The sequence below is a fragment of the Streptomyces solicavernae genome (assembly GCF_029968095.1).
GTDB classification, from domain to species: domain Bacteria; phylum Actinomycetota; class Actinomycetes; order Streptomycetales; family Streptomycetaceae; genus Streptomyces; species Streptomyces solicavernae.
Genome location: NZ_JASCIR010000001.1, coordinates 109,413 through 132,399, shown reverse-complemented (window position 1 = coordinate 132,399; position 22,987 = coordinate 109,413). Strand labels below are relative to the sequence as shown.

The following is a 22,987-nucleotide window of genomic DNA, read 5'->3' as shown; positions in this document are numbered from 1 at the left end:
TGACCGCTCGCCCCCCACGAGTAGGAGCCCCCCATGCGACTGTCCAAGTCGGTGTTCTCGACCGCCGTCGGCCTCGGTCTGGCCGCCGCGGCGCTCGGCGCGGCCCCCGCGACCGCTGTGACCGACGTACCCGCTGCTCCCTCGTCCGTACCCTCGTACGTCGCGTACGAGAGGTCCGGCGAGAACGCCGCCAACACCAAGGCCTTCTTCGACGCCGTCTGGAAGGAGGTCGCGAAGAAGCGCGCGGCCAACCCGGGCGCGCAGGCGGTGACCGTCACGTACAGCGCGGCCAAGGCGCCGACCTTCAAGGCGCAGATCGACCGCAGCACCCAGATCTGGAACAGCTCCGTGGCCAACGTGAAGCTCCAGGAGGGCGCCAACGGCGACTTCGAGTACCGCGAGGGCAACGACCCGCGCGGCTCGTACGCCTCCACGGACGGCCACGGGCGCGGCTACATCTTCCTGGACTACGCCCAGAACCAGCAGTACGACTCCACGCGGGTCACCGCCCACGAGACCGGCCATGTGCTCGGTCTGCCGGACCACTACCAGGGCCCGTGCAGCGAGCTGATGTCCGGCGGCGGCCCCGGCCCGTCCTGCACCAACGCCCAGCCGGACGCCAACGAGCGGGCGCGCGTCGACCAGCTCTGGCAGAACGGCCTGGCGAAGGGGCTCGCCAAGGTGCGCTGACCCGCGCTGACCCGCGCTGACCCGCGCTGATCCGCGCTGACCCGCGCTGATCCGCGCTGACCCGCGCTGATCCGCGCTGACCCGCGCTGATCCGCGCTGACCCGCGCTGATCCGCGCTGACCCGCGCTGACCCGCGCTGACCCGCGCTGATCCGCGCTGACCCCTAGTTGTGCCCGTCGGAACGCCTCACCCCGGCGGGACACCGACCGGCCGCCTCACACCCCTGCGGCCGGATCACATCAGGACCGGTCGGGCCACTGCGACTGGACGGACCGCTTCCCCCATTGCCCGCCCAGGCCACCCCCCACAGGCCCGGCCGGTCCTGTGCTCCACGCAGCCGTCGTACGAGCACCACTGATCCACCGTACGAGCACCACCGATCCACAACTTCACACCGCTCGACCGTGCCGGCCGACACCGATGACCAGAGCAGCGTCCGGCACGGCCTCCGATCCCGAACGGACTGCTCCCCCAGTTCGTGCGGCTCAGCCGGAGGGCGGGCGCGGCAGTGTGCCGACGCCGCCCTCCGGCCCATGGGTGGCCCCCACGTCCACCCACCTCGAACACCTGGGCCTGGCCAAGTGCGATGGCCAGGCCCAGGGCCATCCCCGTCGGAGGTTTACGTACCGCCCGGCGCCGCCACCGCACGGGCCGCCGCGATCTCGCGGCGCAGCGGGGCGAGCGTGCTGTCCTCGTCGTCGGCCGCCGGCTCGGGCGGTGGCGGCGCCGGGCGGGGCGGGGTCGGGGAGTCCTCGCGCAGGTCCTCCGCCAACTCCTCCAGCTGGAGCGAGAGTTCCTTGGACTCGGCGGGCGCGGGGCGGGCCGCGCCGTGGCGGATGCGGACGCGGGCCGAGGTCGTCGCGTCCACGACCCGCTCCAGGGCGACGACCAGCGGCCAGAACGCGGCGGCCCGCGTGCCGAACGGCGGGGGTTCGGTGAGGGCGCGCTGGAACTCCGTACGGACAACGGACAGGTCGCGGTAGATGCGGCGGCGCATCCGGGCGCGGGCCGCCGGGTCGGGGACGCCGGGCGTCGCCGGGTCGAGGAAGGCGCACTCCACGTACCGGGCGGTGTCCGCGACCGCGTCCGCGAGCCGGTCGCCGATCCGGGTCCCCCAGCTCTCCGGCCACAGCAGATAGCCCGCGATCAGCGCGATCGCACAGCCCATCAGGGAGTCGTACATCCGCGGCGCGAGGAGCGCCGCGCCCTGGCGGTTGAGGACGTCGGAGAGCACCAGGATCACCGGGGTGATCGCCGCCGTCTGGTAGCCGTACCCGCGCGGCGTGAGGGCCGGGATCAGCGGTGCGAGCAGCACCATCACCGGTACGTCCCACCAGCCGCGCGGCACCTGCGAGAGCACCGCCGCCGCGAGCACCAGGCCGGCGGCCGTGCCGACGGCGCGCAGCACGGCCCGCGAGAACACCGAGCCGAAGTCCGGCTTCATCACGAACGTGATGGTCAGCGCCACCCAGTACGAACGCGGCACCTCGATCAGCGACACCAGGGACTGCGCGAGCCCGATGCAGAGCGCGAGCCGCAGGCCGTAGCGCCAGGACGCGGCGGACAGCAGGACGTTGCGGGCGGCGCGGCGGGCCCTCTCGCGCAGCGCGGCGGGGCGGCCGAGGCGGTCGTCGACGTTGCCGGGGTCGGCGTCCGCGAGCGCGTCCGCCGCGTACCTGACGGCCGCGTCCACGGCGTGCGCGGCCGGACCCTGCGGGCCCTCCGGCAGCCGCAGCGCGACGCGGCCGGCGAAGCCCCGCTCCACCGCGTCCGCCAACGACCGGACCGCGGCGGGCACTTCGGGCGGCAGCGGCCGCCCCCGCTCATGCGCGGCCGGCGCCGCCTCCACCACCGGGATGAGCGCGTTGAGCTGTGCGAGCAGCCGTACGAGGTCCTGGTTGCGGCCGTGGTAGAGCGCGCGCCGGGCGAGGACCACGTCGTACGACTGGTTGAGGGCGTGCGTGACGTCCTGCCGGGCCGCCGCGTACGCCTGCGGGTCGGTGCCCGCCCGCTCCAGGAGGTCGGCCACCTTGCGGTACGTCCCGGCGACCGTCGTCCGCTCCGGCACCCCGGACCGCAGCGGCCAGGCGAGCAGCGCGAGCGCCAGGACGAGCAGCCCGCCGCCGGTCATGAGGAGTGGCGCGAGCCACCAGGCGCCCGGCAGCGGCAGGCCCGCCCCGACCACGGAGTTGAGCAGGAGCAGCAGCCCGGACACGGATGCCACCGCGCCGATCGTGGAGATCATCCCGGAGACGAGCGCGATCACGGTGACACATGCGACGGCGACCCAGCCGTGCCCGTACACCAGCGTGCCGAGCGTGACGCCGACCGCGCCGAAGAGCTGCGGCACCGCGATGTTGAAGACCCGCATCCGGTACGCGGTGGCGGTGTCGCCGATGACGCCGGACAGCGCGCCCATCGACGCGAGCGCCCCGTACGCCGGGTACCCGGCCGCCAGCCCGACCGCCAGCGGCAGCGCCATCGCGACGGCCGCGCGGGCTACGGCGGGCCACGGGACCGGCGCGGGCTGAGGCTTCAGCGTCCCGAGGCTCCGGACCAGCCACTCGGGCGGCGCGAGACGGGCGGCCGTGAACTCTCGGGGCATACGCCCATTATGTGGCCCGGGGTGGGGCCGAAGTCTGTCCGAGGCGAGGCCGATGGCGGTCCGGGGTGGGGCCGATGGAGGTCCGAGGTGGGGCGAACCTGTCCGGCGTCATGCGGGCTCGTGCAGCGTGAGGTCGACGACCAACGAGCGGTGGTCCGTGTGCGGCAGGTCGAGGAAGCGCGCGTTCTCGGCCGTGAAGTCCCGGCTCACCAGCACATGGTCGATCTGCGTGCCGAGGGCCACCGCCCCGGATGCCGTCGACGCCGGCCAGGTCGGAGTGCGCGTTCCCCCGGCGAGCCGGGTGCTGTCGCGCAGGCCGGTGTCGAGGATGCGGCGGAACGCGGCGTGGTCCTGGCTCGCATTGAAGTCCCCGGCGAGGACAGTCGGCTGGTCCGGGCCGCCGCGCGCCCACTGCTCAAGGCCGGCGAGCTCGGCCCGCCACAGCCCGACCCCGCCGGGCACGGGCGGCATCGGATGCGCGAGCTGCAGCCGTACTGAGTGCCCCTCGACCTCGGCCACCGCCCCGGGCATGCCGAGCATGCCGTCCACACCGGCCCCCGGCTTCAGCGGGTACCGGCTGAGGATCGCCGACCCCTCCGCCCCGGTCGCCTCCACAAGACTGCGGTACGGGAAACGCTCGCCGAGCCGCGCCTTCAGCACCGCCGAGCAGCCCAGGTCGCACTCCTGGACGAAGACCAGATCGGGCTTCTCGCTCCGCACGGCCGCCAGCAACTCCTCGGTGGCACCACCGAACTCGATGTTCGACGTCAGCACCCGCACCTGCGCCACGGCCCGCCCCTCCGGCTCCGCCGCCTCGCCGTACGGCCGGCAGAACCATCCGGTCACGGCCAGGACGACCGCACCCCAGACCAGCCCGGTGCGCCACCGCGCGAGCGCGGCGAGCGCCGCCGCGAGGGCGCCGGGCACGAGCAGCCAGGGCAGGAACGCGAGCAACTGCGGCAGGGGCGTCACCCCGTCGACATCCAGGGCCCGGCAGAGCAGGACGACGCTTACTCCTGCGAGCACAAGGGCGGCGGCCCAGCGGGCGACCGGACGCCAGACCTTGCGCCATGTGCTCACGCCTGTGTCTGCGTCTGCGTCTGCGTCTGCGTTTGCGCTCGCGCCCACGCCCACGCCCACGCCCGCGCCTGGGCTTGCGGCGTCGGGGGCCCGGTCCCGGTCATCGGGTGTCCGGCAGCCGGAAGCCCGCTCGTCGTCGGTCCGGTCGTCGGTGCTCCGGTCGTCGGTGCTCCGGGGCTCGCTCCGGCTGTCCGTCTCCACGTGCTTGCGGCCTCTCTGATGCTGGACTTGACCCTGGCCTGGTCCCTGGTCCGTGGTCCTGGGCCGTGGTCCTGGTCCTGATCCCGTTCCCGGTCCTGGTCCTGGTCCTGATCCCGGTCCCGGTCCCAGTCCCGGACCCGGCCCCGTTCCCTTCCCGTTCCCGTTCCCGGTCCCGGTCCCGGACCCGGCCCCGTTCCCTTCCCGGTCCCGGTCCCGGTCCCGGTCCCGTTCCCGGTTCTTCAGACGGGAGCGGAGCGTGGAGGGTTGCACGGCCCCGCCCTTCCCGCTGCCCCGTTTCACGTGAAACACGGCGCCGGTCCCGACGGAGGTCTGAGGCCAGGCCCCGTCTCCGCGATCGCCACCAGCCTCCGCAATGCCGTCTCCAGCACGTCGTACGGCGGCGACGCGAGCCCGATACGTACCGCGTCCGGCGCCGTCGTCGCCCCGGCCGCGAAGGTCGAACCGGGGGTGACGGCGATGCCCTGGGCGGCGGCCGCAGCCGTGAAAGTCTCGCCCCGCCAGGGCGCGGGCAGCCGCCACCAGGCGAAGTAGGCATACGGGTCGGTGTGGACGTCGTGGCCGGTCAGGCAGGCCGTGACCAGCGCGTGCCGAGCCGCCGCGTCGGCGCGTTTCCCGCGCGCGAGGCGGTCCGCCGTGCCGTCGGTCAGCCAGCGCGTGGCGGCCTCCAGAGCGAAGCGGCCCGCCGTCCACCCGCCGGAACGCAGCGCGGCCGCCACCTGCTCGTCCTCGGGCCCCGGCGTGACCAGGAGCCCCACCGAAAGCCCGGGCGCAATCCGCTTCGACAGCCCGTCCACGACATACGTCCACTCCGGAGCGAACGCGGCAAACGGATCTGGCACGGTCCTCGCCGCGTCTGCCGTGCCCGGGTACAGAAACGACCAGATCCGGTCCTCGACGACCGGCAGCCCCAACTCCCGCACAGTCGCCGCGAGGTCACGACGCCGTGCCTCCGGCATCGTCACGCAGGTCGGATTGTGCAGCGTCGGCTGGACGTACAGCGCGCTCAGCGGCGCCCCGCGATGCGCCGCCGCCACCGCCTCCGGCCGCACCCCGTGCGCGTCGCTGGTCAGCGGGACGAGCGTGAGCTGCAGCCGCGCCGCGATCTCCCGCACCACGGGGTAGGTCAGCGCCTCCACGCCGACCCGGCCGCCCGGCGGCACCAGCGCGGCCAGCGCCCCGGCGATCGCCTGCCGCGCCGTGCCGGTGAACAGCACCCGCTCGGCCGCGGGACGCCAACTCCCGCACGCAAGCAGCGCACTGGCTGCCGCCCGCGCCGCCGGCGTACCGGCCGCGGCGGCGGTCTGTGTGGCCTCCGCGAACACATCGGGCCGCAGCAGCGGCGCGAGGCTCGCGCTCAGCAGCTCCGACTGGCCCGGCGCAGAGGGGTAGTTGAGCTCCAGATTGACCCCGGTGGGCAGTACGGGCGACTCGGTCAGCGCCCGCCCCGTCGGCTCCGGCACGGCCCGTACGAACGTCCCGCGCCCCACCTCGCCGACGACGAGCCCACGCCGCACCAGCTCGCCGTAGACCCGGCTGGCCGTGGACGGCGCGATCCGGCGGCGCCGGGCGAACAGCCGCTGCGGCGGCAGCCGGTCGCCGGGCCGCAGCCTGCCGCGCGCGATGTCCGCGGCCACGGCGTCCGCGATCCGCCGAAAGTCCCGGAACTCCTCGGCCCCACTCACCCGGCCTCCCCCTGCCTCCAGGATTGCTCCGACTACAAAGCGACCCATTGCTCCGACCGTAAGCCCCCTCCTACGCTCCCGGCCATGGCAGACGCACTCCTCCCCGACGGTGTCCGGATCGCCTACGACGCGGTCGGCCCGTCCGACGCGACGCCCGTCGTCCTGATCCACGGACACCCCTTCGACCGCACCCTGTGGGCGCCCCAACTCGCCGCCCTCGCCCCGGACTTCCATGTCATCGCCCCCGATCTGCGCGGCTACGGCGCTTCCACCGTCGTCCCCGGCACCACCCCGCTCGACGTCTTCGCCCGCGACATCGCATCCCTCCTCGACCGGCTCGGCGTCCGGCGTTTCGTTCTCGTCGGCATCTCCATGGGCGGCCAGATCGCCATGGAGTGCGTACGCCTCTTCGGCGACCGCATCACCGCCCTCGTCCTCGCCGACACCTCCCCGGCGCCCGAGACGGACGAGGGCAGGTCCTGGCGCCGCGCCCTCGCCGAGCGGCTGCTCCGGGAGGGCATGAAGCCGTACGCGGACGAGGTGCTGCACCAGATGGTCGCCCCGCACTCCGCCCCGGAGGTCCAGGACCACGTCCACCGCATGATGTGCGGCACCGACCCCGAGGGTGCGGCGGCTGCCCTCCGCGGCCGCGCCGAACGACCCGACTACCGCCCCCTCCTCACCCGTCTCCCGGTCCCGGCCCTGCTGGTCGTCGGCGCGGAGGACGCCTACACCCCGGTCGCGGAGGCCGAGGCCCTGCACGCCGCCCTGCCGCAGTCCACCCTCCAGGTGATCGAGGGCGCGGCCCATCTGCCGAACCTGGAACGCCCTCAGGAGTTCAACGCAGCCCTCCGAAGGTTCCTGACGGAGGCGTGAAGCACACCAGCAGCCACGCCCCGTCCGTCAGCCGAGCCCTGCCCGTCAGCCGCGCCCCGTCTGTCAGTCGCGCCCCGTCCGTCTGCCGCGCCCCCAGCCGAGGCGGCCCGAGACCCATCCCGCGACGGCCACCAGCACGGCCAGGGCGAGGATGATCCACGACGCGGTGCGCAGGGACTCCGTCAGGGCGTCGTAGACCGCGGCGACGGCGGGGCGGGACAGGTCGGGCGGCAGGTCGTCCAGGGTGAGGCTGCGGCCCACGGCCACGGCGACGGCGAGCAGGCCCGCGCTCAGGGCGAGACCGAGCGCCGTGGCGACGACGGCCCGGCGGCGGCGTACCGCCAGGGCGATGCCCGCGGCCGCGCACAGTACCGCGGCGATCGGCAGCCAGATCCCGGCGACCTGCAGCATGTGAAACCCCTTCCCCAATGTGCCGAGGTTCTCCAGGATGGTGATCTCGGTGTGCTCGACCGGGATGTTTCGTGCGAACGGCACTCCTTCCTCGACGAGTTGGTTTCTGGCCTGCTCGATGATCGGCGCGAGGTCGAGGGTGACGGCCCGGTCCCCGCCTTCGTTCAGCGCGTCCTGCACCGCGTCGTGGGCGGCCCGGTTGGCGGCGTTCCAGGCGGTCCTGAATGTCCCGGTCTCGGCGAAGGACAGCACCGCGTCCTGGAGGAACGGCTCTACGGCGCTCTGCAGCGGTCCCACGTCGATGTGTCGCATGATCTCCGTGCTGATGGCGTCCGCCACGTTCTGCTGGACGTCCGGATCGGAGGCCAGCGGTGCCATCGTGGCCACGTAGTTGTCGCTGTCGCCGATCTCGTACTTCGCCCACGTCGACATCGCTCCGAGCGGCGTGAGCAGGCAGGCGAGCACCAGCAGCACCACCGACAGGCCCGCCCGCACCCTGCCGGCCGCCGACCCGCTCCGCTCACGAACCTCCCGGGAACTCCGCACTCCTCCAGGCAAGAGCTGCCACCGCCCGCCCGCGACCGGTGTTGCTGCGGGCGAGTGGCCAGGGTGAGCAGATCGACTCCGATGGAGCAGGACGGGACGGGTGACGTGGTGATCGTTGTCTGCTTGCCACCTGCCTGTGTTGCCTGCCTGTGCCGTCAGCCTGTGTCGCCTGCCTGTGCCGTCAGCCTGTGTCGTGCGGCGGCTTGTCGACTCCCCGCGTCATGCGCCTGCCTCGTGCCCGCCTGTCCTCGTGCCCGCCTGTCCTCGTGCTTGGCTCTCCTCAAGCCCGGCTCTTCTCATGCCCGGTTGTCCTCGCGATGCTCTCCTTGGGGGCTGGGCGTCCCCGTGCGTGCCCGGCCCCCAACCCCCGTATTCGGGTGACTGGTTGGAGGTCCCCGTCTACTTGCGGTTGTAGAGCCGCATCGTGATCGGGCCGAACACCGCGACCAGGAAGCCCGCCCAGCCCAGCGTCCATATCAGCTCCGAGCCGGGCCACTCGCCCTGCATGAAGGAGCGGACGGACGAGGAGACGTGTGTGACCGGGTTGTTGTTGACGAAGGCCTGCAGCCATCCCGGCATTGTCGAGGTCTCCACGAAGATGTCGCTGAGGAACGTCAGCGGAAAGATCACCATCATCGAGACGCCCATCACCGACTTCTCGGTGCGCAGCATCAGGCCGAACATCGTCCACACCCACGAGAACGCGAACGAGAACACGATGAGCAGCGCGATGCCCGCCACCACTCCGGCCGCGCCGCCTTCCGGGCGGAAGCCGAGTATCAGGCCGACGGTGAGGATGACGAGGGAGCCGAGGATGTACCGCAGCACGTCGCCGAGGAGGTAGCCCACCATCACCGAGGGGCGCCAGATCGGCAGGGTTCTGAAGCGGTCGAAGACGCCCTTGTCGATGTCGGTGTTGACGGAGACGCCGGTGTACATCGTGATCATCACGATCGACATCACGAGGATGCCGGGCAGCAGCCGCTGCAGGTACTCCTGCGGCGAGCCTGCGAGCGCCCCGCCGAAGAGGTACGTGTACATCAGCACCATCATGATCGGGAAGGCGGTGACGTCGAAGAGTTGCTCGGGGACGTGCTTGATCTTCAGCATGGCCCGCCAGCCGAAGGTGACCGAGGCGGAGAGTGCGCTGGGGCGCGGCGGGCGGTCCTTGGCGATGAGGAGTTCGGCCAGGGACTCGGTGGAGACCGCGGCGAGTTCCTCCGGGGCTCCGCCGGCGCCGGGGGCGTTCGTCTGGGTCGCGGTGCTCATGCCAGTGCCTCTTCCTGGGTGTCGTCGCGGGGGTCGGTGGGAGTGCCGCCGGGGGTGGCCGGGCGGTCGGTGAGGGCCAGGAACACTTCGTCCAGGCTGGGTTGGCCGAGGGAGAAGTTGTCGACGGTGATGCCGGCACGGGCCAGTTCGGCGAGTGCCCGGGAGGCCTTCTCGGCGGCTTCAGTGCCGTTTCCGCCGCCGTTGCAGATGCGCGCGGTGAGCGCCAATGGGTCTGCTTCCAAGAGGACTTGGGCGTCGAGCGCGCCCTTCAGAAGCCGCTCCGCGTCGGGCCGCTGTTCGGCGTCGCGCAGTCGCAGGTGCACGGCGCCCGCGCCGACGGAGGCCTTCAGTTCGCCCTTGGTGCCTTCGGCGATCACCTTGCCCTGGTCGATCACGGCGATGCGGGCGGCCAACTGGTCCGCCTCGTCGAGGTATTGGGTGGTCAGGAGGACCGTGGTGCCTTGAGTGACGACGGCACGCACGATGTCCCAGACCTGGTTGCGGCTGCGCGGGTCGAGGCCGGTGGTGGGCTCGTCGAGGAAGAGCAGGTCCGGGGTGTTGAGGATGGACGCGGCGATGTCGATGCGGCGCCGCATGCCCCCGGAGTAGTTCTTCACCTGCCGGGACGCGGCCTCGGTCAGGCCGAAGGCCTCCAGGAGCTGTTCGGCGCGCCGGTCGGAGGCCCGCTTGGAATGGCCGGTGAGCCGGCCGAGCAGCACCAGGTTCTCGGTGCCGGTCAGGTCTTCGTCGACCGAGGCGTACTGCCCGGTCAGGCTGACCCGGCTGCGGACCGCGTCCGCCTCGCGCACCACGTCGTGCCCGAAGACGTGCGCCTCGCCTCCGTCCGGTCGCAGCAACGTGGCGAGGACCTTCACGGTGGTCGTCTTGCCCGCGCCGTTCGGCCCGAGGACGCCGTACACGGTGCCGGCCGGGACGCTCAGGTCGACACCGTCGACCGCGCGGTTCTCCCCGAAGGTCTTCACCAGGCCTGCGGTCTCGATGGCCAGGCCGGTCGATCGGCCAGTCTGGTTGCTCATGGTCCTCCGGTCCTTTCCTGTTCTCTGTCGTGTGCGGGGTTGCGGTGTCGCAGCGGCGGGCGTCGGCTCGTGTACGTACGGCGTCGGGTCGGGTACGTACGGCGTCAGGAGGGGTACGGGTGGGCCGCGCGGGCTTCGCGCAGGGCGTTTCCCCACCAGACGAGCTGGTCGAGCATCGCGGTCACCGCCCGGCTCGGCCGGTTCTCCGGGCCCGGCGGCAGCTCCTCGACGAGATTGAGACCGACGCCGTCGCGCAGACTCATCGCATGCAGCTCGGTGAACACGCACCGGAGTTGCTCGACCGCGTACAGTCCCAGGCTCTCGTAGCCGTAGCTGACGAAGCCGACGGGCTTGCCGTGCCATTCGTCGTACGCGAAGTCGATGGCCTGCTTGAGTGCTGAGGGGAAGCTGCGGTTGTACTCGGGTGTGACGACCACGAAGGCGTCGGCCCGGTCGACGTGGCGGGCGAAGCGGAGGGTCGCCTCAGTGGGGGCGGAGGGGTAACGCGCGGGCAGGTCCGTGTAGTCGACGAGGTCCACGACGTCCAGCTTCAGGTCGTCGCGTTGTGCGGCGCGCTCCAGGAACCACTCGGCGACGCTGTCGCCGACGCGGCCCTCACGGGTCGATCCGACGATCACCGCGACCGCCAGCTGCTGCTCCCGCATCGTCATCACCTCCTGCCCGCCTCTCCGCTCTCGTCCGTCCTGCGGTCCGTCCCGCTCGTCGGCTCTGCGACCTGCTGTCCATTGGGCGCGAGATCGGGTCTCGCGGCCGCCAGATCGGATCTCGCGGCTGCCAGATCGGTTCTGGCGCCGATGTGGCAGCGGCCTCGCGACTGTTCAGGGGGCCGGGATCGCCGAGCGGGATCGTCGCGCCAGGTGTTTCCTGGAGTGTGGGGAAGGGGGTTCGAGGAGGTCGCTCCATGCGTACGACCAAGTCCTTGCGCACGTTCGCCGCCACCGCCGTCGCGAGCGGCACCCTCATCGCGGCGAGCTTCGCCTCAGCGGCGCCGGCGATGGCCGACAACGACGGTTCCGTCTGGGGCGTCGTCGTCTCGCACGGCGACATCAACCTGCGTGCGGACCCCAACCCCGGCTCCGCGAAGGTCGGTTCACTGCCGCCGGGAGCACGTGAGCGCATCCAGTGCGCCACGCTCGGCAGCCAGGTGAACGGCAACCCGTACTGGTACTGGCTGAGCGGAGCCGGCGGCTGGGCGAGCGGCGCGTACATGAAACCGGAACGACAAGCCCCGATGTGCGACGACAAGGGTCGGAACCACCACCAGGGCCAGGACCCGTGGAGTCGGCACGACCAGAACCGTGATCGTGACCAGGGGAACCACGACCGGGACCGGGACCGGGACCAGTGGAACGAGCACCGGAACGAGCACCGGAACGACCCGTACCAGTGATGGCCCGACGGCCAGTGCCAGGACGCCTGCCGTCACCACAGAGCGGTCAGGGCGCCCGACTTGCCGGGCGCCCTGACCGGGTGTGCCCTTGAAGTGCAGGGGAGTGACTGCGAGGACGAGAGGACGACCTCATGGCACACGCCGCACCAGCACCAGTACGCGCCCGCCCCACCGGATCGACGGCCTGGCTGACCCCGCTGCTCGCCGTCGTCTACGGCCTGTGGACCGCGGCGAACCACCGTGACGGCGGCCCCATCACAGCGGGCAACGTCCTGTACGGCATCGTCGCCGGAGTCGTCTTCGGGGCCGTCTACTTCGGCCTGCGGCAGATGTCCGCGCGCCTGCCGCGCGAGCTGCGCGCCCTGGCCTGGGGCGCGTTCGCCGGCATCGCCTTCGGATTCCTCTACAGCCTGACCGACGCCAGCATCCTGAGGTCCGTCGGGAACGCGGCCATCGTGGGCGCGGCGGTCGCGGGCGGGATGTTCTACCGCTACTACACGACCGAGGACGCCGAGGGACGCCACGTCTGAACACCTCTCCACCGAAGCGGAGTTGACCACTCCGAGGGGGCTTCCGGCGTCGTGCGCCCGCACGGCGCCGAAGTTATCCACAGGCCCCGACGGCTGTCGGTGGCGGCGCCTATGGTTCGAGGCATGAACCCAGCCGCTCTCATCGGACGCGACCACCCGGCGAGCGTACTGCGCGCCGAGGTGGAGCGCGCTGTGCACAGCCACGGTGGGCTCGTGCTGGTCACGGGCGAGCCCGGAATCGGCAAGACGACCCTCGTCACTCAGGCCGCACACGAGGCGCGGGACAGCGGCGCCCTGGTGCTGACGGGCGCCTGCTGGGCCTCGGACAGCGCGCCCGGGTACTGGCCGTGGGTGCAGGTAGTCCGCGCGCTGCGGCGCGCCGTGGGTGAGGAACGGTTCGCCGCGGCGCAGGAGAGGGTCGGCCCGGAGACCTCGTGGCGGCTCGGTGCCCTGCTCGGCGAGTCACCGGTGCCGGGCGCCGACGACCCGACGGCGGCCTTCCACCTCTACGACGCGGTGACGACGGCCCTGGTCACCGTCTCCCAGGATCAGCCGGTGGTGGTGGTCCTCGACGATCTCCACTGGGCGGACACGGCCTCCTTGAAGCTGCTCGAATTCGCCGCAGGGCACGCCTGGTTCGAGCGCCTGCTGCTCGTGGGGACGTACCGGGACGCGGAGGTGGACGCCGAGGACCACCCGCTGCGCAGCCAGATCCTCCCCCTGGTCGCGAAGGCCACGACGCTGAGCCTCGCGGGCCTGACGCGCGCGGAGACCGGCGCTCTGGTGGCGCGCACGGCGGGCCGTGAGCCGGACGAACCGACCCTGACCGAGCTGCACCGCTTCACGGGCGGCAACCCGTTCTTCGTGGAGCAGTCGGCCCGCCTGTGGGCGGTGGGCGGCACGCTCGGCGCGGTCGCACCCGGCGTGCGCGAGGCGGTGCGGCACCGCCTCGACCTGCTGCCCGCTTCGGTCAAGGAGCTGTTGACGACGGGCGCCGTGCTGGGCCGGGAGTTTCACCGCCAGGTCCTCGCGGCGGTCGCCGGCGCGCCGGTGGCGCACGTCGACCGCCTTCTCGATCAGGCGGTCACGGCCCGCCTGATGACGGTCCTCGGCAACGGCCGCTTCGCCTTCGCCCACGATCTCGTACGGGAGACGCTCCAGGAGGACCTGGCCCCGGAGGAGGCCCGCGCGCGGCACGCCGCCGTCGTCGACGCCCTGGAGCAGGCGCCCGACCTGGCGGCGAAGGTGTTCCCGGCGGACCGCGCCCGGCATGCGTACGCCGCGGGGGACGCCGTGTCGCCCGAGACGGCGGTGCGGCTGCTGCAGGAGGCCGCGCACGACGCCGGGGCGCGGCTCGCCCTTGAGGAGCAGCTGGTGCATCAGCGGCGGGCCGCGGAGCGTGCCGTCGGCCTCGCGGACCAGGGCCGGCGGGTTCTGGTGACGCTGGCGCTCGGCGAGTTCCTGCACCACGCGGATGACGAGGACGAGTGCCGGCGCGCCTTCGACGAGGCCCTGGACCTGGCCCGCTCTCTAGACGATCCGACGCTCCTCGCGCGCGTGGCGCTCACGTTCTACAGCAGGCGGCTGCCCGGCCTGTTCGGCTCCCAGGACCCGAGCGAGGCGGACGAGCTGCTGCGCGAGGCGCATCACGCACTGGTCGGCGGGGGCGAGCGCGTCTCCGAGCAGATCAAGGGCCGAACGGCGAGTGAGCTGGCCCAGGAGCTCAGCGTCCGCAGCGCCGTCCTGGCTCGCCGGCACGCGGACGACGAGGCGCTCGGCTTCAGCCTGTGGGCCCGTCACCACGCGATCTGGGGTCCGGGGACGGCGGCGGAACGGGTCGCGCTGGTAGAGGAGTTGACCGTCATCGCGCAGCGCTCGGGCGACCCGGAGGGCGAGCACTTCGCCCGCGCGCTGCACTGGGTGGCCCGCATCGAGCTGGGCGACCCGCGCTACCTGGACGAGTACCACGCGTACGTGGCGCACGCCGAACAGTACGGACTGCCCCGCATGGGCGTGGGCAAGGCCATCGACCAGTCCATTGTGTGCGCCCTCGGCGGGCGCTTCGCGCAGGCCGAGAGCTTCCTCACGGAGGCCTTCGGGTACGCGAGCAGGACCGAACCCCATGCGCACTTCTTCCCGCTCCTCGAACACCACCGCTGGACGCTGGCGCTGCTGCAGGGGCGGTACGAGGGGGTCGATGTGGTGTTGCGCAGCCTGGAGCGCGGCCACCCCTGCGCGCGCCTGCTCGCGGGAATCACGGCGGTGGAGCGAGCCGACGAAGAAGGCGTGTCGCCGGGCGAGTTGGAGTCGGCGGAGGCGTACGCGCGGCAGCTGCTCGCTCGGACGGGGCCCGGGCAGGGGCCGGGGACGGGACCGGACGCGGGACCGGGCGGGGAGCCGGGTGGGGAGCTTCACCCGCGGACGGCCGACATCGACCGGGGTTTCCTGCCGTTGCGTCTACGGTTCCAGGCGCAGGCCGCGGCGGCCTCCGGTGACCGGGCGCTGTGCGCGGCGGCCCGCGCGGCGCTCGTGCCGTACGCGGGGCAGTGGGCGGTGTCGATGTTCGGCTGGGACATCAGTGGTCCCGTCGTGCACTGGATCGCCCTGTGCGACGCCGCGTCGGGCCGTCTGGAGGAGGCGGAGGACGGCTTCGCCAGGGCGTACCGTTCGGCGGAACTCCTCGCGGCCAGGCCTTGGTCGGTGCTGGCCCGCGCCCACCTCGCGGAGGTCCGCGCGGCCCGCGGCGAGGACGCGTCACGGCTCCTCGCCGAGGTCGTACGGGACGCGGAGGAGCTCGGCATGCGGCAGGTGCTGCGCCGCACGACCCGGTTGCGGGAGGAAGTCGGGACAGCGGGACGAGGGCGGGCGTCGGGGCAGGAGTCGCGGCAGGTGTTCGGACAGGCGTCGGGTCAGGCGTCGGGGCAGGCGCCGGGCCAGGCGTCGGTATCGGAACCCGTGCCTCGGTGGGCCCTCGCGCCGCCGACCACCCCCCGCGAAACCGCAGACGCGGCGTACCCGACCGGCGGGCTGACCGGCGAGCCGGCAAGTGGGCCGGCAAGTGGGCCGGCAAGCGGGCAGACCGGCGGGCCGGCAAGCGGCCCGGACAAGCCCGAACACCCCACCCCTGTACACGAGTTCCGCTTCGACGGCACCGTCTGGACGCTCACGTACGCCGGTCGTACGACCCCCATGCCCGACGCCAAGGGGCTGCGGGACCTGCGTCAGCTGCTGTCCCGCCCGGGCGACGAGATCCCGGCCGTGCACCTGCTCGCGCCCGAGGGCGGCGCCGAGGTGGTCGCCGCCCGGAGTCTCGGCGGGGACGCGGTCCTGGACGAGGAGGCGAAGCGGCAGTACCGAATGCGCCTGGACCGCCTTGACGAGGAGATAGACCGCGCGGCGGCGAGGGGCGCCATGGACCGCGCGGCGGAGTACGACCGGGAGCGCAAGGCCCTCCTCGACGAGCTCCGCGCCGCAGCGGGGCTCGGCGGCCGCACCCGCCGGCTCGGCGACGAGGCGGAGCGCGCCCGTAAGACGGTGACCGCCCGCATCAGGGACACCTTGCGCCGCCTGGACACCCGCCACCCCGAACTGGCGGCTCACCTGAGGGAGTCGGTCTCGACGGGCACCACGTGCGCCTACAGACCGAGGGACCGGGTGCCGGACTGGCGGCTGTGAGGCCGAGGAGAACGCGCGGGCGCGGACGGCCGGGGTGCCTGTTCGACCCGGCTTACCCGGCTTACCCGGCTTACCCGTCCGACCCGTCAGCCCCGTCCGATCCGCCCGACCCGTCAGCCCCGTCCGTTCCCTCAGCCCGGTCCGCTTCCTCAGGTTCGTCCGCCTCGTGCTCCGGAGCGCCGAACCGCCTTGCGGATCTGTCCACATGGGCGAGGCGGCGGAGCGCGTTGAACATGGCCTCGCCCAGCACCGTCCCGATGACCGCAGTCTCCACCAGGTCTTCGACCGCGACCCGGCGGTCCACGTAGTCGAGGTCGGCGCGGGCGACCTGTTCGGCGGCGTCGGCGTAGTCGTCGAGGAGTTCGGCGAAGGCTCCGTGGCCGAGGCGGTCGAGGGCGGCGAGTGCGTGGGCGAGGTCGGCGGCGGCCGGGTAGTCCGTGTCGACGCGCCAGCCGCGCCGCGCGATCAACTCGCTCACGGTGTCCCGTGCTTCGGACTGCGCCTCGTCCTCGGTTTCGCCGTGCCGCGGCCCGAGCCGGTCGGCCGCGGTGCCGAGGATCTTGTGCAGGGGGCGGTCGGGCTCTTCGACGGCCTGCAGCACCTCCGCGATGGCTGCGACCTTCAGGCCGCCGACGTCCAGGAGTGCGCGGATCAGCCGGAGCCGACGCTCGTGGGTCTCGTCGTAGCGGGCCTGGTTGGGGCTGCTGAGTTCGCCGGGCGGCAGGAGTCCCTCGCGTACGTAGTACTTGATCGTCGGCACCGGGACTCCGGTCCTGCGGCTCAACTCGCCGATGCGCACGGGCAGTTCACTCCAAGGTCCACTCGTCGGCTCTCGGCTCGGGCTGCACCTCGGCTCGCGTCTCGGGCGGCCCTTGCCAAGCGTTCCTCCATCATAGATAGTGGCGCTATCAGATAGCGGATAGCGCCACTATCCATCCACCGCTATCCATCATTCACTGCTTCAGGGGGATTGGTCATGGTCCTAACGGCAAGGTTCGACTCGGGCGCGAGGCGGGCGGTGAGGGGGCAGCCGGGGGTGCAGTCCGGGGTGCAGTCGGGGGTGCAGCCCGGGGTGCAGCCGGGGGTCCCACCAGCGCTCGGCCGGGCGGCGTGGAATCGGCCGTTGCTCGCGTTTGTGGGGCTGATGGCCGTGACGGCCGTCGTCTGCGCCGCGGGCATCGTCCTGGACGACCGGGTGCTCGTCGGCTCGCCGATCTGGTTCAAGCCGTTCAAATTCGCGGTCTCGTTCGTGGCGTACTGCCTGTCCCTCGCCTGGCTGCTCGCGCAGTTGCCGCCCGGCGGCAGGGCGGCGCGCGTGGGCCGGTGGGCGGGGGCGGCCGTGGCCGTGTCGGGGCTGGCCGAGATGGTGATCATCGTGGGTCAGGTGGTCCGCGGCAGACGCAGCCACTTCAACGTGGCGACGCCGTTCGACGCGGCGCTGTTCGCGCTGATGGGGGCGACCATCGTCGTGCTGTGGGCGGCGACGCTGGTGATCGCCGTACTGCTGCTGCGCGCCCGCATCGCGGACCGGGCGGCGGCGCTGGCGATGCGGGCAGGGATCGCGCTCGCGCTCGCCGGGGCGGCCGTCGGATACGTGATGACGCAGCCGACGCCGGGGCAGCGGAGCGGGGAGCCGGACGTGGTCGGGGCGCACAGTGTGGGCGTGCCGGACGGCGGGCCGTCGATGCCGCTCACCGGCTGGTCCACGACCGGCGGTGACCTGCGCATTCCGCACTTCTTCGGGATGCACGCGCTACAGCTGCTGCCGCTGCTCGTGGTCGTCCTGCTGCTCCTCGCCCGGCGCGTGCCCCGGTTGCGGAGCGAGCGGGTCCGGTCACGGCTGGTCGGCCTGGCGTCGCTCACGTACGCGGCAGTCTTCGCGCTCCTCGTCCAGCAGGCCCTGCGCGGCCAGCCGCTGCTGAGCCCGGACGCGACGACGCTGACGGAGACGGGCCTGATCCTGGCGGCGACGGCGGTGGGGGTGTGGCTGATCCTGCGGTCCCAGTCGCGGGCCGACCAGCGGGCAGTGCTGCAGGACAAGGCAGGACCAGAGCCACGGGAGCCACGGACCACCCCGCAGACAGACTCGCGTACGACGGAGGCGTCATGACCGGCTTTCTCTTCGAGCTCACCTTCTGGCTCGCCGCCCCTGTATGGCTGTTGCTGATCCTTGCGCCCGGCGCCCGGCTCACCGACCGGGTGGCCGCGTCCCCGCTGACGGTCGTCCCCGTACTGACCGTCTACCTGGCGCTCGCGCTGCCGGTGGCGCCCGAGCTGTGGGCGGCGGTCAGCAGTCCGGACGTGGACGGCTTCCGTGAGCTGACCGCGCTCGCCGACGGCGCGGGTGCGATCTGGGCGCAGGTCATCGCGTGGGACCTGCTGCTCGGCCAGTGGATGTACCGCGAGGCTCGCCGACTCGGCATCTCGGCCTGGGCGATGGGCCCCCTCCTCGTACTGACGATCCTGCTCTCCCCAATCGGCCTGCTGCTGTTCCTGCCGCTGCGGGCGATACGTACGGCCGGAGCGCGGGGCACGGGCGCCGGTACGAGTCCAGGTACCGGTCCAGGTACGGGGCCGGGTACAGGTACAGGTACAGGTACAGGTACAGGTACAGGTACAGGTGCGCAGCCCGCAGCGGCCGCCCCGGGGACCGGAATTTAGCCTGGTCCCATGGGAGGACCCGGACCTCGCCCCGCCACCCCCGCCCTGCTGCGGGGGCAGGGCCCGACGCTGGCCGCCGTCGCGGCGGGCGGGGTGCTCGGGGCTGCGGCGCGCTACGGTGCCTCGCTGCTCTGGCCGACGCGGACCGGAGCATTCCCGTGGACGACGCTAGGCGTGAACGTCGTCGGGTGCGCCGCGATGGGTGTGCTCATGGTGGTGATCACGGAGGGTCGGCAGCGGCACCGCCTGGTCAGGCCGTTCCTCGGCACGGGCGTGCTCGGCGGCTTCACGACCTTCTCGACGTACGCCGTGGACATCGAGCGCCTGAACGGCCTGCGGGAGGCCCGCTCGGCGCTGGGTTACCTCGCCCTGACCCTGGTCGGGGCCCTCGCCGCGGTATGGCTGGCGGCGGGAACCACGCGCCGCGCCCTGAACGCGGCGACGACGACCCGACGGGTCCGACGGACGCGACGGACCCGACAGACCCGATGACCCGACGGACCCGAAGGACCCGATGACCCGACGGACCCGAAGGACCCGAAGGACCCGATGACCGGAAGGGACCGACCGGCCGACCCGTGCCCGGCCCCGAGAGCGGAGGCGATGACGACGATGACGACGATGACGAGGCTCACCGGTACCGCGCTATGCGTGACGATCTTCATCGGGGAGAGCGACACCTGGCAGCGCAAGCCGCTCTACAGCGAGATCGTGCACCGTGCCCACCGGGCCGGCCTCGCGGGCGCCAGCGTGTTCAAGGGGATCGAGGTGATCCTCGACGACTGCGAGGTCATCCGCTACGTCGGCCGGGACCAGGCATGACGCCTGGGATGCGCGCGGCCCGGCCGCCCCGGAGGAACCGGCGATGACCAGCGATGAACCGGCGATGAACCAGCGATGAACTGGCTGTACGTGCTGTGCGGCGCCGCCGTCGGCGCACCGCTGCGCTACCTCACGGACCGTGCGGTCCAGTCGCGCCACGACTCGGTGTTCCCGTGGGGCACGTTCACCGTCAACGTCACCGGCTGCCTCGTCCTCGGCCTGCTCACCGGCGCGACGGTCGCGGGGGCCGCGTCCTCCCCGCTGTATCTGCTGCTCGGCACGGGGCTGTGCGGGGCGTTGAGCACGTACTCGACGTTCTCGTACGAGACCCTGCGCCTCGCGGAGTCCGGGGCTCGCCTGTTCGCCGGGCTGAACGCGCTCGCGAGCGTGGTGGTGGGCCTCGGCGCGGCGTACGTGGGGGTGGCGCTGGCGGAGGCGTGGTGGACGTGACGCTCGTACGAACTCCCAGTACGAGTTGCCCGTGCGAGTTCCCAGTACGAGTTCCCCGTACGAGCCCTCACAGCGGATCCGGCAGCTCCACCCGAAGCCCGCGGAGCCGATCCGGGTCGGCGATCACGTCGATCCGGGCGATGCGCTGTTCGGCCTGGTCGACGAGTTCGACCTGCCCGGCCTGGCCGCCCTGCTCTCCCGTCCCCAGCCCGAAGACCAACGCGACAGCCAGCCGCCCGCGGTGCAGCATCACGAGCCCGGCGGCTCCGTCGATCAGCGCAGGGCCCGTGAACCGCGCCCGCCCCATCGCGGCCATCGCACCCTCGGCCACCCGGCGGGCGCCGCGTACGACGACGGGTTCGGGCGTCGGTACGACGGCGGGGTCGGCGTGCAGGACGACGTCCGGGTGGAGCAGCGCGACGAGCGAGTCGAGGTCGCCGTGGCGCGTGGCGGCGAGGAACGCCTCCACGACCTCCCGCAGCCGAACCTCCTTGCGACCCGCACCACTGGCCCCACTGACCCCACTGGCCCCACTGACCCCACTGACCCCACTGGCCCCACTGACCCCACCGGCCCCACCGGCGGCACCGGCCCCACCGGCGGCACCGGCCCCACCGGCGGCACCGGCATCGCGAGAGCCCCGCACCCGCCGCCGAGCCCGGCTGGCCAACTGCCGTGTCGCGTCCGGCGATCGCTCGACCAGAGCGCTGATCTCGTCGAACGGCACGGCGAACAGATCGTGCAGCACGAACACCACCCGCTCGACCGGGCGCAGCGTGTCGAGCACGACGAGCAGCGCGTGCCCCACCGAGTCGGCGAGCAGCGCCTCCTCCTCCGGACCCGTGCCCCGCTCGTCTGCGAGCACCGGCGCCACGGCGGGCAGTTGGGCGTCGAGCGAGTCCTCACGCCGCGACTTCCGGGCCCGCAGCATGTTGAGGCACACCCGGGACACGACGGTGGTCAGCCAACCGCCGAAGTTGCGTACCGCGTCCACATCGGCCCGGTCGACCCGCAGCCAGGTCTCCTGCAGGGCGTCGTCGGCCTCGCTGAGCGAACCGAGCATCCGGTACGCGACGGCCCTGAGCCGCGGCCGCTCCTCCTCGAAGCGCCGCACCAGCACGTCCTCCCGCACACCCACCAGGCCTCCCACCGCCCCTCCACCGAGCCGGACCGCCCCTCCACCGAGCCGGACCGCCCCTCCACCGAGCCGGACCGCCCCCTCCGCAGCTCCCGACCGCGTCCTCCGCCGCTCCGGACCTTTCCGGCCACCGGGCCCCCGCGAACCTCCTGGACCCGGACGGCGATTCTGCCCGAGCCGTACGCTGAGGGCGAGCGCCCAGGGGGGGGAGGAATCGGCATGGTGGAGTGGCGGTCCCTCTCCCGCGGGGCCAGGGCGGTCCCCCAGCCGTGGGCCACCCCCTTCATCTGGACCGCGGCCTACGCGGGCGCGTTCGGCCTCGTCCACGTACTCGACCTGCTCGGCGCCCTGGACAGCACGGGCCTCGCACTCGCCGCCCTCTCCCTGCTCGCGGCGCTCCTCGGCGTACGCGGCAGCTTCGCGGCGGCGCCGGGCACGGCCGTCCTGTGCTGGGGTTTCCTGAACTTCTTCGGCGCGTACCCCACCGGCGAGATCTCCTGGGCCGGCGGCCGCGACCCGGAATGGATCGCCTGCCTCCTCGCCGCGGCCCTCATCGGCACGACCACGGCCAGGGTCCTCCAGGCCCGCGCCGCGTACCGCCGCGTCACGCCGTACGAGAGCTGATGAAGCCCATCCGCCTCGACGAGAAGGTCATCGGCAGCGGGTGTCCAGGGCCTGTCGCCCACCGAACGGCCCAGCCGGGTCAGTTGACCGGCTTGCCGGGCTGGTCGTGGGTGGAGCAGTGGATTCCGCCGCCGCCGGAGGCGATCGTGTCGATCTGGATCTGCACGATGTCGCGGTCGGGGAAGTGCTCCTGAAGGATGCTCCGGGCGCGCTTGTCGGCCTTCCGGTCACCGAACTTGGGCATGAACACCGAGTCGTTGGCGACGTAGAAGTTCGCGTACGTGGATACAAAGTCGTCGCCCTCGCCGGTGATCTCGTACAGGTCGGGCTGCGGCAGGTCGATCACCTCGAAGGGCCGCCCCTTGGCGTCCGTCGCCTTGCTCAGCACGGCGTTCGCCTGGTCGGCCGCGCGGGACCAGGAGTCGGCGGGGGTGTCGGGGTGCGCCCGGTCCAGGAGCACCACACCGGGTTCGGTGAACCGGACGAGGCTGTCCACGTGGGCGTCGGTGATGTCCTGCCCGCGCACGCCCTTCAGCCAGATGACCTTCTGGATGCCCAGGGTCTGCTTGAGCTCGTCCTCGATCTGGTCCCGGCTCTTCCCGGGGTTGCGGTTGTCGTTGACGATCGAGCTCTCGGTGATGAGGAGGGTGCCCTCGCCGTCGGTCTCGAAGGAACCGCCCTCGGCGACCAGGGGCGCCTCACGGCGGGGGATGTCGTACTCGGCCAGGAGGGTGCGGCCCACCCGGGCGTCGTTGGTGTGCTCCTGCTTGTTGCCCCAGCCGTTGAAGTTGAAGTCGACGCCGACGACGTCGCCGCCGTCCTCCACGAACACCGGCACGGTGTCGCGGGCCCACAGGTCGTCGACGGCCAGCGGGATGACCTCGACGCCGCGCCCGCACGCCTTCTGCGCGGCCTTCTGCTGGTCGGGCCTGGCCATCATCACCACGTACTCGTACTCCGCGATGGCGCGGGCGATCCGCGCGATGTCCCGGCGGACGTACGGGAGGTCCTCCGCCCACACCGACTCCAGGGCGGGCCACGACATGAACGTGCGCGCGTGGCTCTCCCACTCGGCCCCCATGCGCAGCCCCTCGGCCGCCGTGTCCGCGTCGTCGGCGGTGCTCGCCGCGCCCGTGAGGTCGCCCGGGCCGCATGCCGAGGCGCCCAGGACCACTGCGCCGATCCCGGCGAGGGTCCGGAGTGCCGAGCGGCGGGAAGGGCGGGAAGGGCGGTGGGGGAGGGAGGGGAAGGACGGGAG

General features: G+C 72.7%; 21 protein-coding genes. 11 read left to right on the top strand and 10 right to left on the bottom strand.

Features of this window, described 5'->3' with window-relative positions; translation table 11 throughout:
- Nucleotides 1–33: 33 nt before the first annotated feature.
- Nucleotides 34–690 (top strand): snapalysin, encoded by a 657-nt coding sequence (gene snpA / locus QIS99_RS00620; protein WP_282509259.1) that lies wholly within the window; start codon nucleotides 34–36, stop codon nucleotides 688–690.
- Between the two features lie 619 nt (nucleotides 691–1,309).
- On the opposite strand, the gene QIS99_RS00615 is transcribed toward snpA, so the two are convergent.
- The 3 genes from QIS99_RS00615 to QIS99_RS00605 form a co-directional block, all read right to left on the bottom strand.
- Nucleotides 1,310–3,295, bottom strand: coding sequence for an FUSC family protein (locus QIS99_RS00615; RefSeq protein WP_282509257.1), 1,986 nt, complete (start codon nucleotides 3,293–3,295; stop codon nucleotides 1,310–1,312).
- Between the two features lie 108 nt (nucleotides 3,296–3,403).
- Nucleotides 3,404–4,375: an endonuclease/exonuclease/phosphatase family protein gene (locus QIS99_RS00610; protein WP_282509255.1), complete on the bottom strand. Its 972-nt coding sequence runs from the start codon at nucleotides 4,373–4,375 to the stop codon at nucleotides 3,404–3,406.
- A 497-nt stretch (nucleotides 4,376–4,872) separates the two neighbouring features.
- Nucleotides 4,873–6,279 carry an aminotransferase-like domain-containing protein gene (locus QIS99_RS00605; RefSeq protein WP_282509253.1) on the bottom strand — a complete coding sequence of 469 codons (1,407 nt, stop codon included), beginning with the start codon at nucleotides 6,277–6,279 and terminating at the stop codon, nucleotides 4,873–4,875.
- Between the two features lie 84 nt (nucleotides 6,280–6,363).
- Between QIS99_RS00605 and QIS99_RS00600 the strand changes: the two genes are divergently transcribed.
- Nucleotides 6,364–7,155: an alpha/beta fold hydrolase gene (locus QIS99_RS00600; protein ID WP_282509251.1), complete on the top strand. Its 792-nt coding sequence runs from the start codon at nucleotides 6,364–6,366 to the stop codon at nucleotides 7,153–7,155.
- A gap of 63 nt (nucleotides 7,156–7,218) precedes the next feature.
- On the opposite strand, the gene QIS99_RS00595 is transcribed toward QIS99_RS00600, so the two are convergent.
- The 4 genes from QIS99_RS00595 to QIS99_RS00580 form a co-directional block, all read right to left on the bottom strand.
- Nucleotides 7,219–8,112 (bottom strand): hypothetical protein, encoded by an 894-nt coding sequence (locus QIS99_RS00595; RefSeq protein WP_282509249.1) that lies wholly within the window; start codon nucleotides 8,110–8,112, stop codon nucleotides 7,219–7,221.
- Between the two features lie 399 nt (nucleotides 8,113–8,511).
- On the bottom strand, nucleotides 8,512–9,381 hold the full coding sequence (locus QIS99_RS00590; protein WP_282509247.1) for an ABC transporter permease: 870 nt from the start codon (nucleotides 9,379–9,381) through the stop codon (nucleotides 8,512–8,514).
- Nucleotides 9,378–10,418 (bottom strand): ATP-binding cassette domain-containing protein, encoded by a 1,041-nt coding sequence (locus QIS99_RS00585; RefSeq protein WP_282509245.1) that lies wholly within the window; start codon nucleotides 10,416–10,418, stop codon nucleotides 9,378–9,380. Before QIS99_RS00585 ends, QIS99_RS00590 begins: the two co-directional genes overlap by 4 nt.
- Nucleotides 10,419–10,522: 104 nt before the next feature.
- Nucleotides 10,523–11,089 (bottom strand): NADPH-dependent FMN reductase, encoded by a 567-nt coding sequence (locus QIS99_RS00580; protein WP_282509243.1) that lies wholly within the window; start codon nucleotides 11,087–11,089, stop codon nucleotides 10,523–10,525.
- Between the two features lie 251 nt (nucleotides 11,090–11,340).
- Between QIS99_RS00580 and QIS99_RS00575 the strand changes: the two genes are divergently transcribed.
- The 3 genes from QIS99_RS00575 (at nucleotide 11,341) to QIS99_RS00565 (ending at nucleotide 16,034) form a co-directional block, all read left to right on the top strand.
- Nucleotides 11,341–11,829 (top strand): SH3 domain-containing protein, encoded by a 489-nt coding sequence (locus tag QIS99_RS00575; RefSeq protein WP_282509240.1) that lies wholly within the window; start codon nucleotides 11,341–11,343, stop codon nucleotides 11,827–11,829.
- Nucleotides 11,830–11,960: 131 nt separating this feature from the next.
- Nucleotides 11,961–12,359, top strand: coding sequence for a hypothetical protein (locus QIS99_RS00570; RefSeq protein WP_282509238.1), 399 nt, complete (start codon nucleotides 11,961–11,963; stop codon nucleotides 12,357–12,359).
- 123 nt (nucleotides 12,360–12,482) lie between these two features.
- Entirely contained in the window at nucleotides 12,483–16,034 is a 3,552-nt protein-coding gene (locus QIS99_RS00565) for an ATP-binding protein (protein ID WP_282509236.1), read from the top strand.
- A gap of 70 nt (nucleotides 16,035–16,104) precedes the next feature.
- On the opposite strand, the gene QIS99_RS00560 is transcribed toward QIS99_RS00565, so the two are convergent.
- Nucleotides 16,105–16,833, bottom strand: coding sequence for a MerR family transcriptional regulator (locus QIS99_RS00560; RefSeq protein WP_282509234.1), 729 nt, complete (start codon nucleotides 16,831–16,833; stop codon nucleotides 16,105–16,107).
- 345 nt (nucleotides 16,834–17,178) lie between these two features.
- Here QIS99_RS00560 and QIS99_RS00555 point away from each other — a divergent pair, with 345 nt between their 5' ends.
- The 5 genes from QIS99_RS00555 (at nucleotide 17,179) to crcB (ending at nucleotide 19,967) form a co-directional block, all read left to right on the top strand.
- Nucleotides 17,179–18,144, top strand: coding sequence for a hypothetical protein (locus tag QIS99_RS00555; protein WP_282509870.1), 966 nt, complete (start codon nucleotides 17,179–17,181; stop codon nucleotides 18,142–18,144).
- Nucleotides 18,141–18,695 carry an ABA4-like family protein gene (locus QIS99_RS00550; protein WP_282509232.1) on the top strand — a complete coding sequence of 185 codons (555 nt, stop codon included), beginning with the start codon at nucleotides 18,141–18,143 and terminating at the stop codon, nucleotides 18,693–18,695. The genes QIS99_RS00555 and QIS99_RS00550 overlap by 4 nt, the downstream gene beginning before the upstream one ends.
- 9 nt (nucleotides 18,696–18,704) lie before the next feature.
- Complete coding sequence (locus QIS99_RS00545; RefSeq protein WP_282509230.1) at nucleotides 18,705–19,187, top strand: fluoride efflux transporter FluC; 483 nt, start codon at nucleotides 18,705–18,707, stop codon at nucleotides 19,185–19,187.
- 129 nt (nucleotides 19,188–19,316) lie between these two features.
- A complete protein-coding gene (locus QIS99_RS00540; protein WP_282509868.1) occupies nucleotides 19,317–19,517 on the top strand; it encodes a DUF190 domain-containing protein in 201 nt (66 codons plus the stop codon).
- A gap of 75 nt (nucleotides 19,518–19,592) precedes the next feature.
- Nucleotides 19,593–19,967, top strand: a complete 375-nt coding sequence (gene crcB / locus QIS99_RS00535) for a fluoride efflux transporter CrcB (RefSeq protein WP_282509228.1) — start codon at nucleotides 19,593–19,595, stop codon at nucleotides 19,965–19,967.
- 67 nt (nucleotides 19,968–20,034) lie between these two features.
- Here crcB and QIS99_RS00530 read toward each other — a convergent pair whose 3' ends face one another.
- Nucleotides 20,035–21,030, bottom strand: coding sequence for a sigma-70 family RNA polymerase sigma factor (locus QIS99_RS00530; RefSeq protein ID WP_408909465.1), 996 nt, complete (start codon nucleotides 21,028–21,030; stop codon nucleotides 20,035–20,037).
- A 294-nt stretch (nucleotides 21,031–21,324) separates the two neighbouring features.
- Between QIS99_RS00530 and QIS99_RS00525 the strand changes: the two genes are divergently transcribed.
- Nucleotides 21,325–21,729: a hypothetical protein gene (locus QIS99_RS00525; RefSeq protein WP_282509224.1), complete on the top strand. Its 405-nt coding sequence runs from the start codon at nucleotides 21,325–21,327 to the stop codon at nucleotides 21,727–21,729.
- Between the two features lie 79 nt (nucleotides 21,730–21,808).
- Here QIS99_RS00525 and QIS99_RS00520 read toward each other — a convergent pair whose 3' ends face one another.
- Complete coding sequence (locus QIS99_RS00520; RefSeq protein WP_282509867.1) at nucleotides 21,809–22,912, bottom strand: agmatine deiminase family protein; 1,104 nt, start codon at nucleotides 22,910–22,912, stop codon at nucleotides 21,809–21,811.
- Between the last annotated feature and the right edge of the window lie 75 nt (nucleotides 22,913–22,987).

Bases quoted from the DNA above. Each gene is read 5' to 3' on its own strand.
- snpA (WP_282509259.1), top strand. From the start codon at position 34: ATGCGACTGTCCAAGTCGGTGTTCTCGACCGCCGTCGGCCTCGGTCTG.
- QIS99_RS00615 (WP_282509257.1), bottom strand. From the start codon at position 3,295: ATGCCCCGAGAGTTCACGGCCGCCCGTCTCGCGCCGCCCGAGTGGCTG.
- QIS99_RS00600 (WP_282509251.1), top strand. From the start codon at position 6,364: ATGGCAGACGCACTCCTCCCCGACGGTGTCCGGATCGCCTACGACGCG.
- QIS99_RS00590 (WP_282509247.1), bottom strand. From the start codon at position 9,381: ATGAGCACCGCGACCCAGACGAACGCCCCCGGCGCCGGCGGAGCCCCG.
- QIS99_RS00585 (WP_282509245.1), bottom strand. From the start codon at position 10,418: ATGAGCAACCAGACTGGCCGATCGACCGGCCTGGCCATCGAGACCGCA.
- QIS99_RS00580 (WP_282509243.1), bottom strand. From the start codon at position 11,089: ATGACGATGCGGGAGCAGCAGCTGGCGGTCGCGGTGATCGTCGGATCG.
- QIS99_RS00575 (WP_282509240.1), top strand. From the start codon at position 11,341: ATGCGTACGACCAAGTCCTTGCGCACGTTCGCCGCCACCGCCGTCGCG.
- QIS99_RS00570 (WP_282509238.1), top strand. From the start codon at position 11,961: ATGGCACACGCCGCACCAGCACCAGTACGCGCCCGCCCCACCGGATCG.
- QIS99_RS00565 (WP_282509236.1), top strand. From the start codon at position 12,483: ATGAACCCAGCCGCTCTCATCGGACGCGACCACCCGGCGAGCGTACTG.
- QIS99_RS00555 (WP_282509870.1), top strand. From the start codon at position 17,179: ATGGCCGTGACGGCCGTCGTCTGCGCCGCGGGCATCGTCCTGGACGAC.
- QIS99_RS00550 (WP_282509232.1), top strand. From the start codon at position 18,141: ATGACCGGCTTTCTCTTCGAGCTCACCTTCTGGCTCGCCGCCCCTGTA.
- QIS99_RS00545 (WP_282509230.1), top strand. From the start codon at position 18,705: ATGGGAGGACCCGGACCTCGCCCCGCCACCCCCGCCCTGCTGCGGGGG.
- QIS99_RS00540 (WP_282509868.1), top strand. From the start codon at position 19,317: ATGACGAGGCTCACCGGTACCGCGCTATGCGTGACGATCTTCATCGGG.
- crcB (WP_282509228.1), top strand. From the start codon at position 19,593: ATGAACTGGCTGTACGTGCTGTGCGGCGCCGCCGTCGGCGCACCGCTG.
- QIS99_RS00530 (WP_408909465.1), bottom strand. From the start codon at position 21,030: ATGCTCGGTTCGCTCAGCGAGGCCGACGACGCCCTGCAGGAGACCTGG.
- QIS99_RS00525 (WP_282509224.1), top strand. From the start codon at position 21,325: ATGGTGGAGTGGCGGTCCCTCTCCCGCGGGGCCAGGGCGGTCCCCCAG.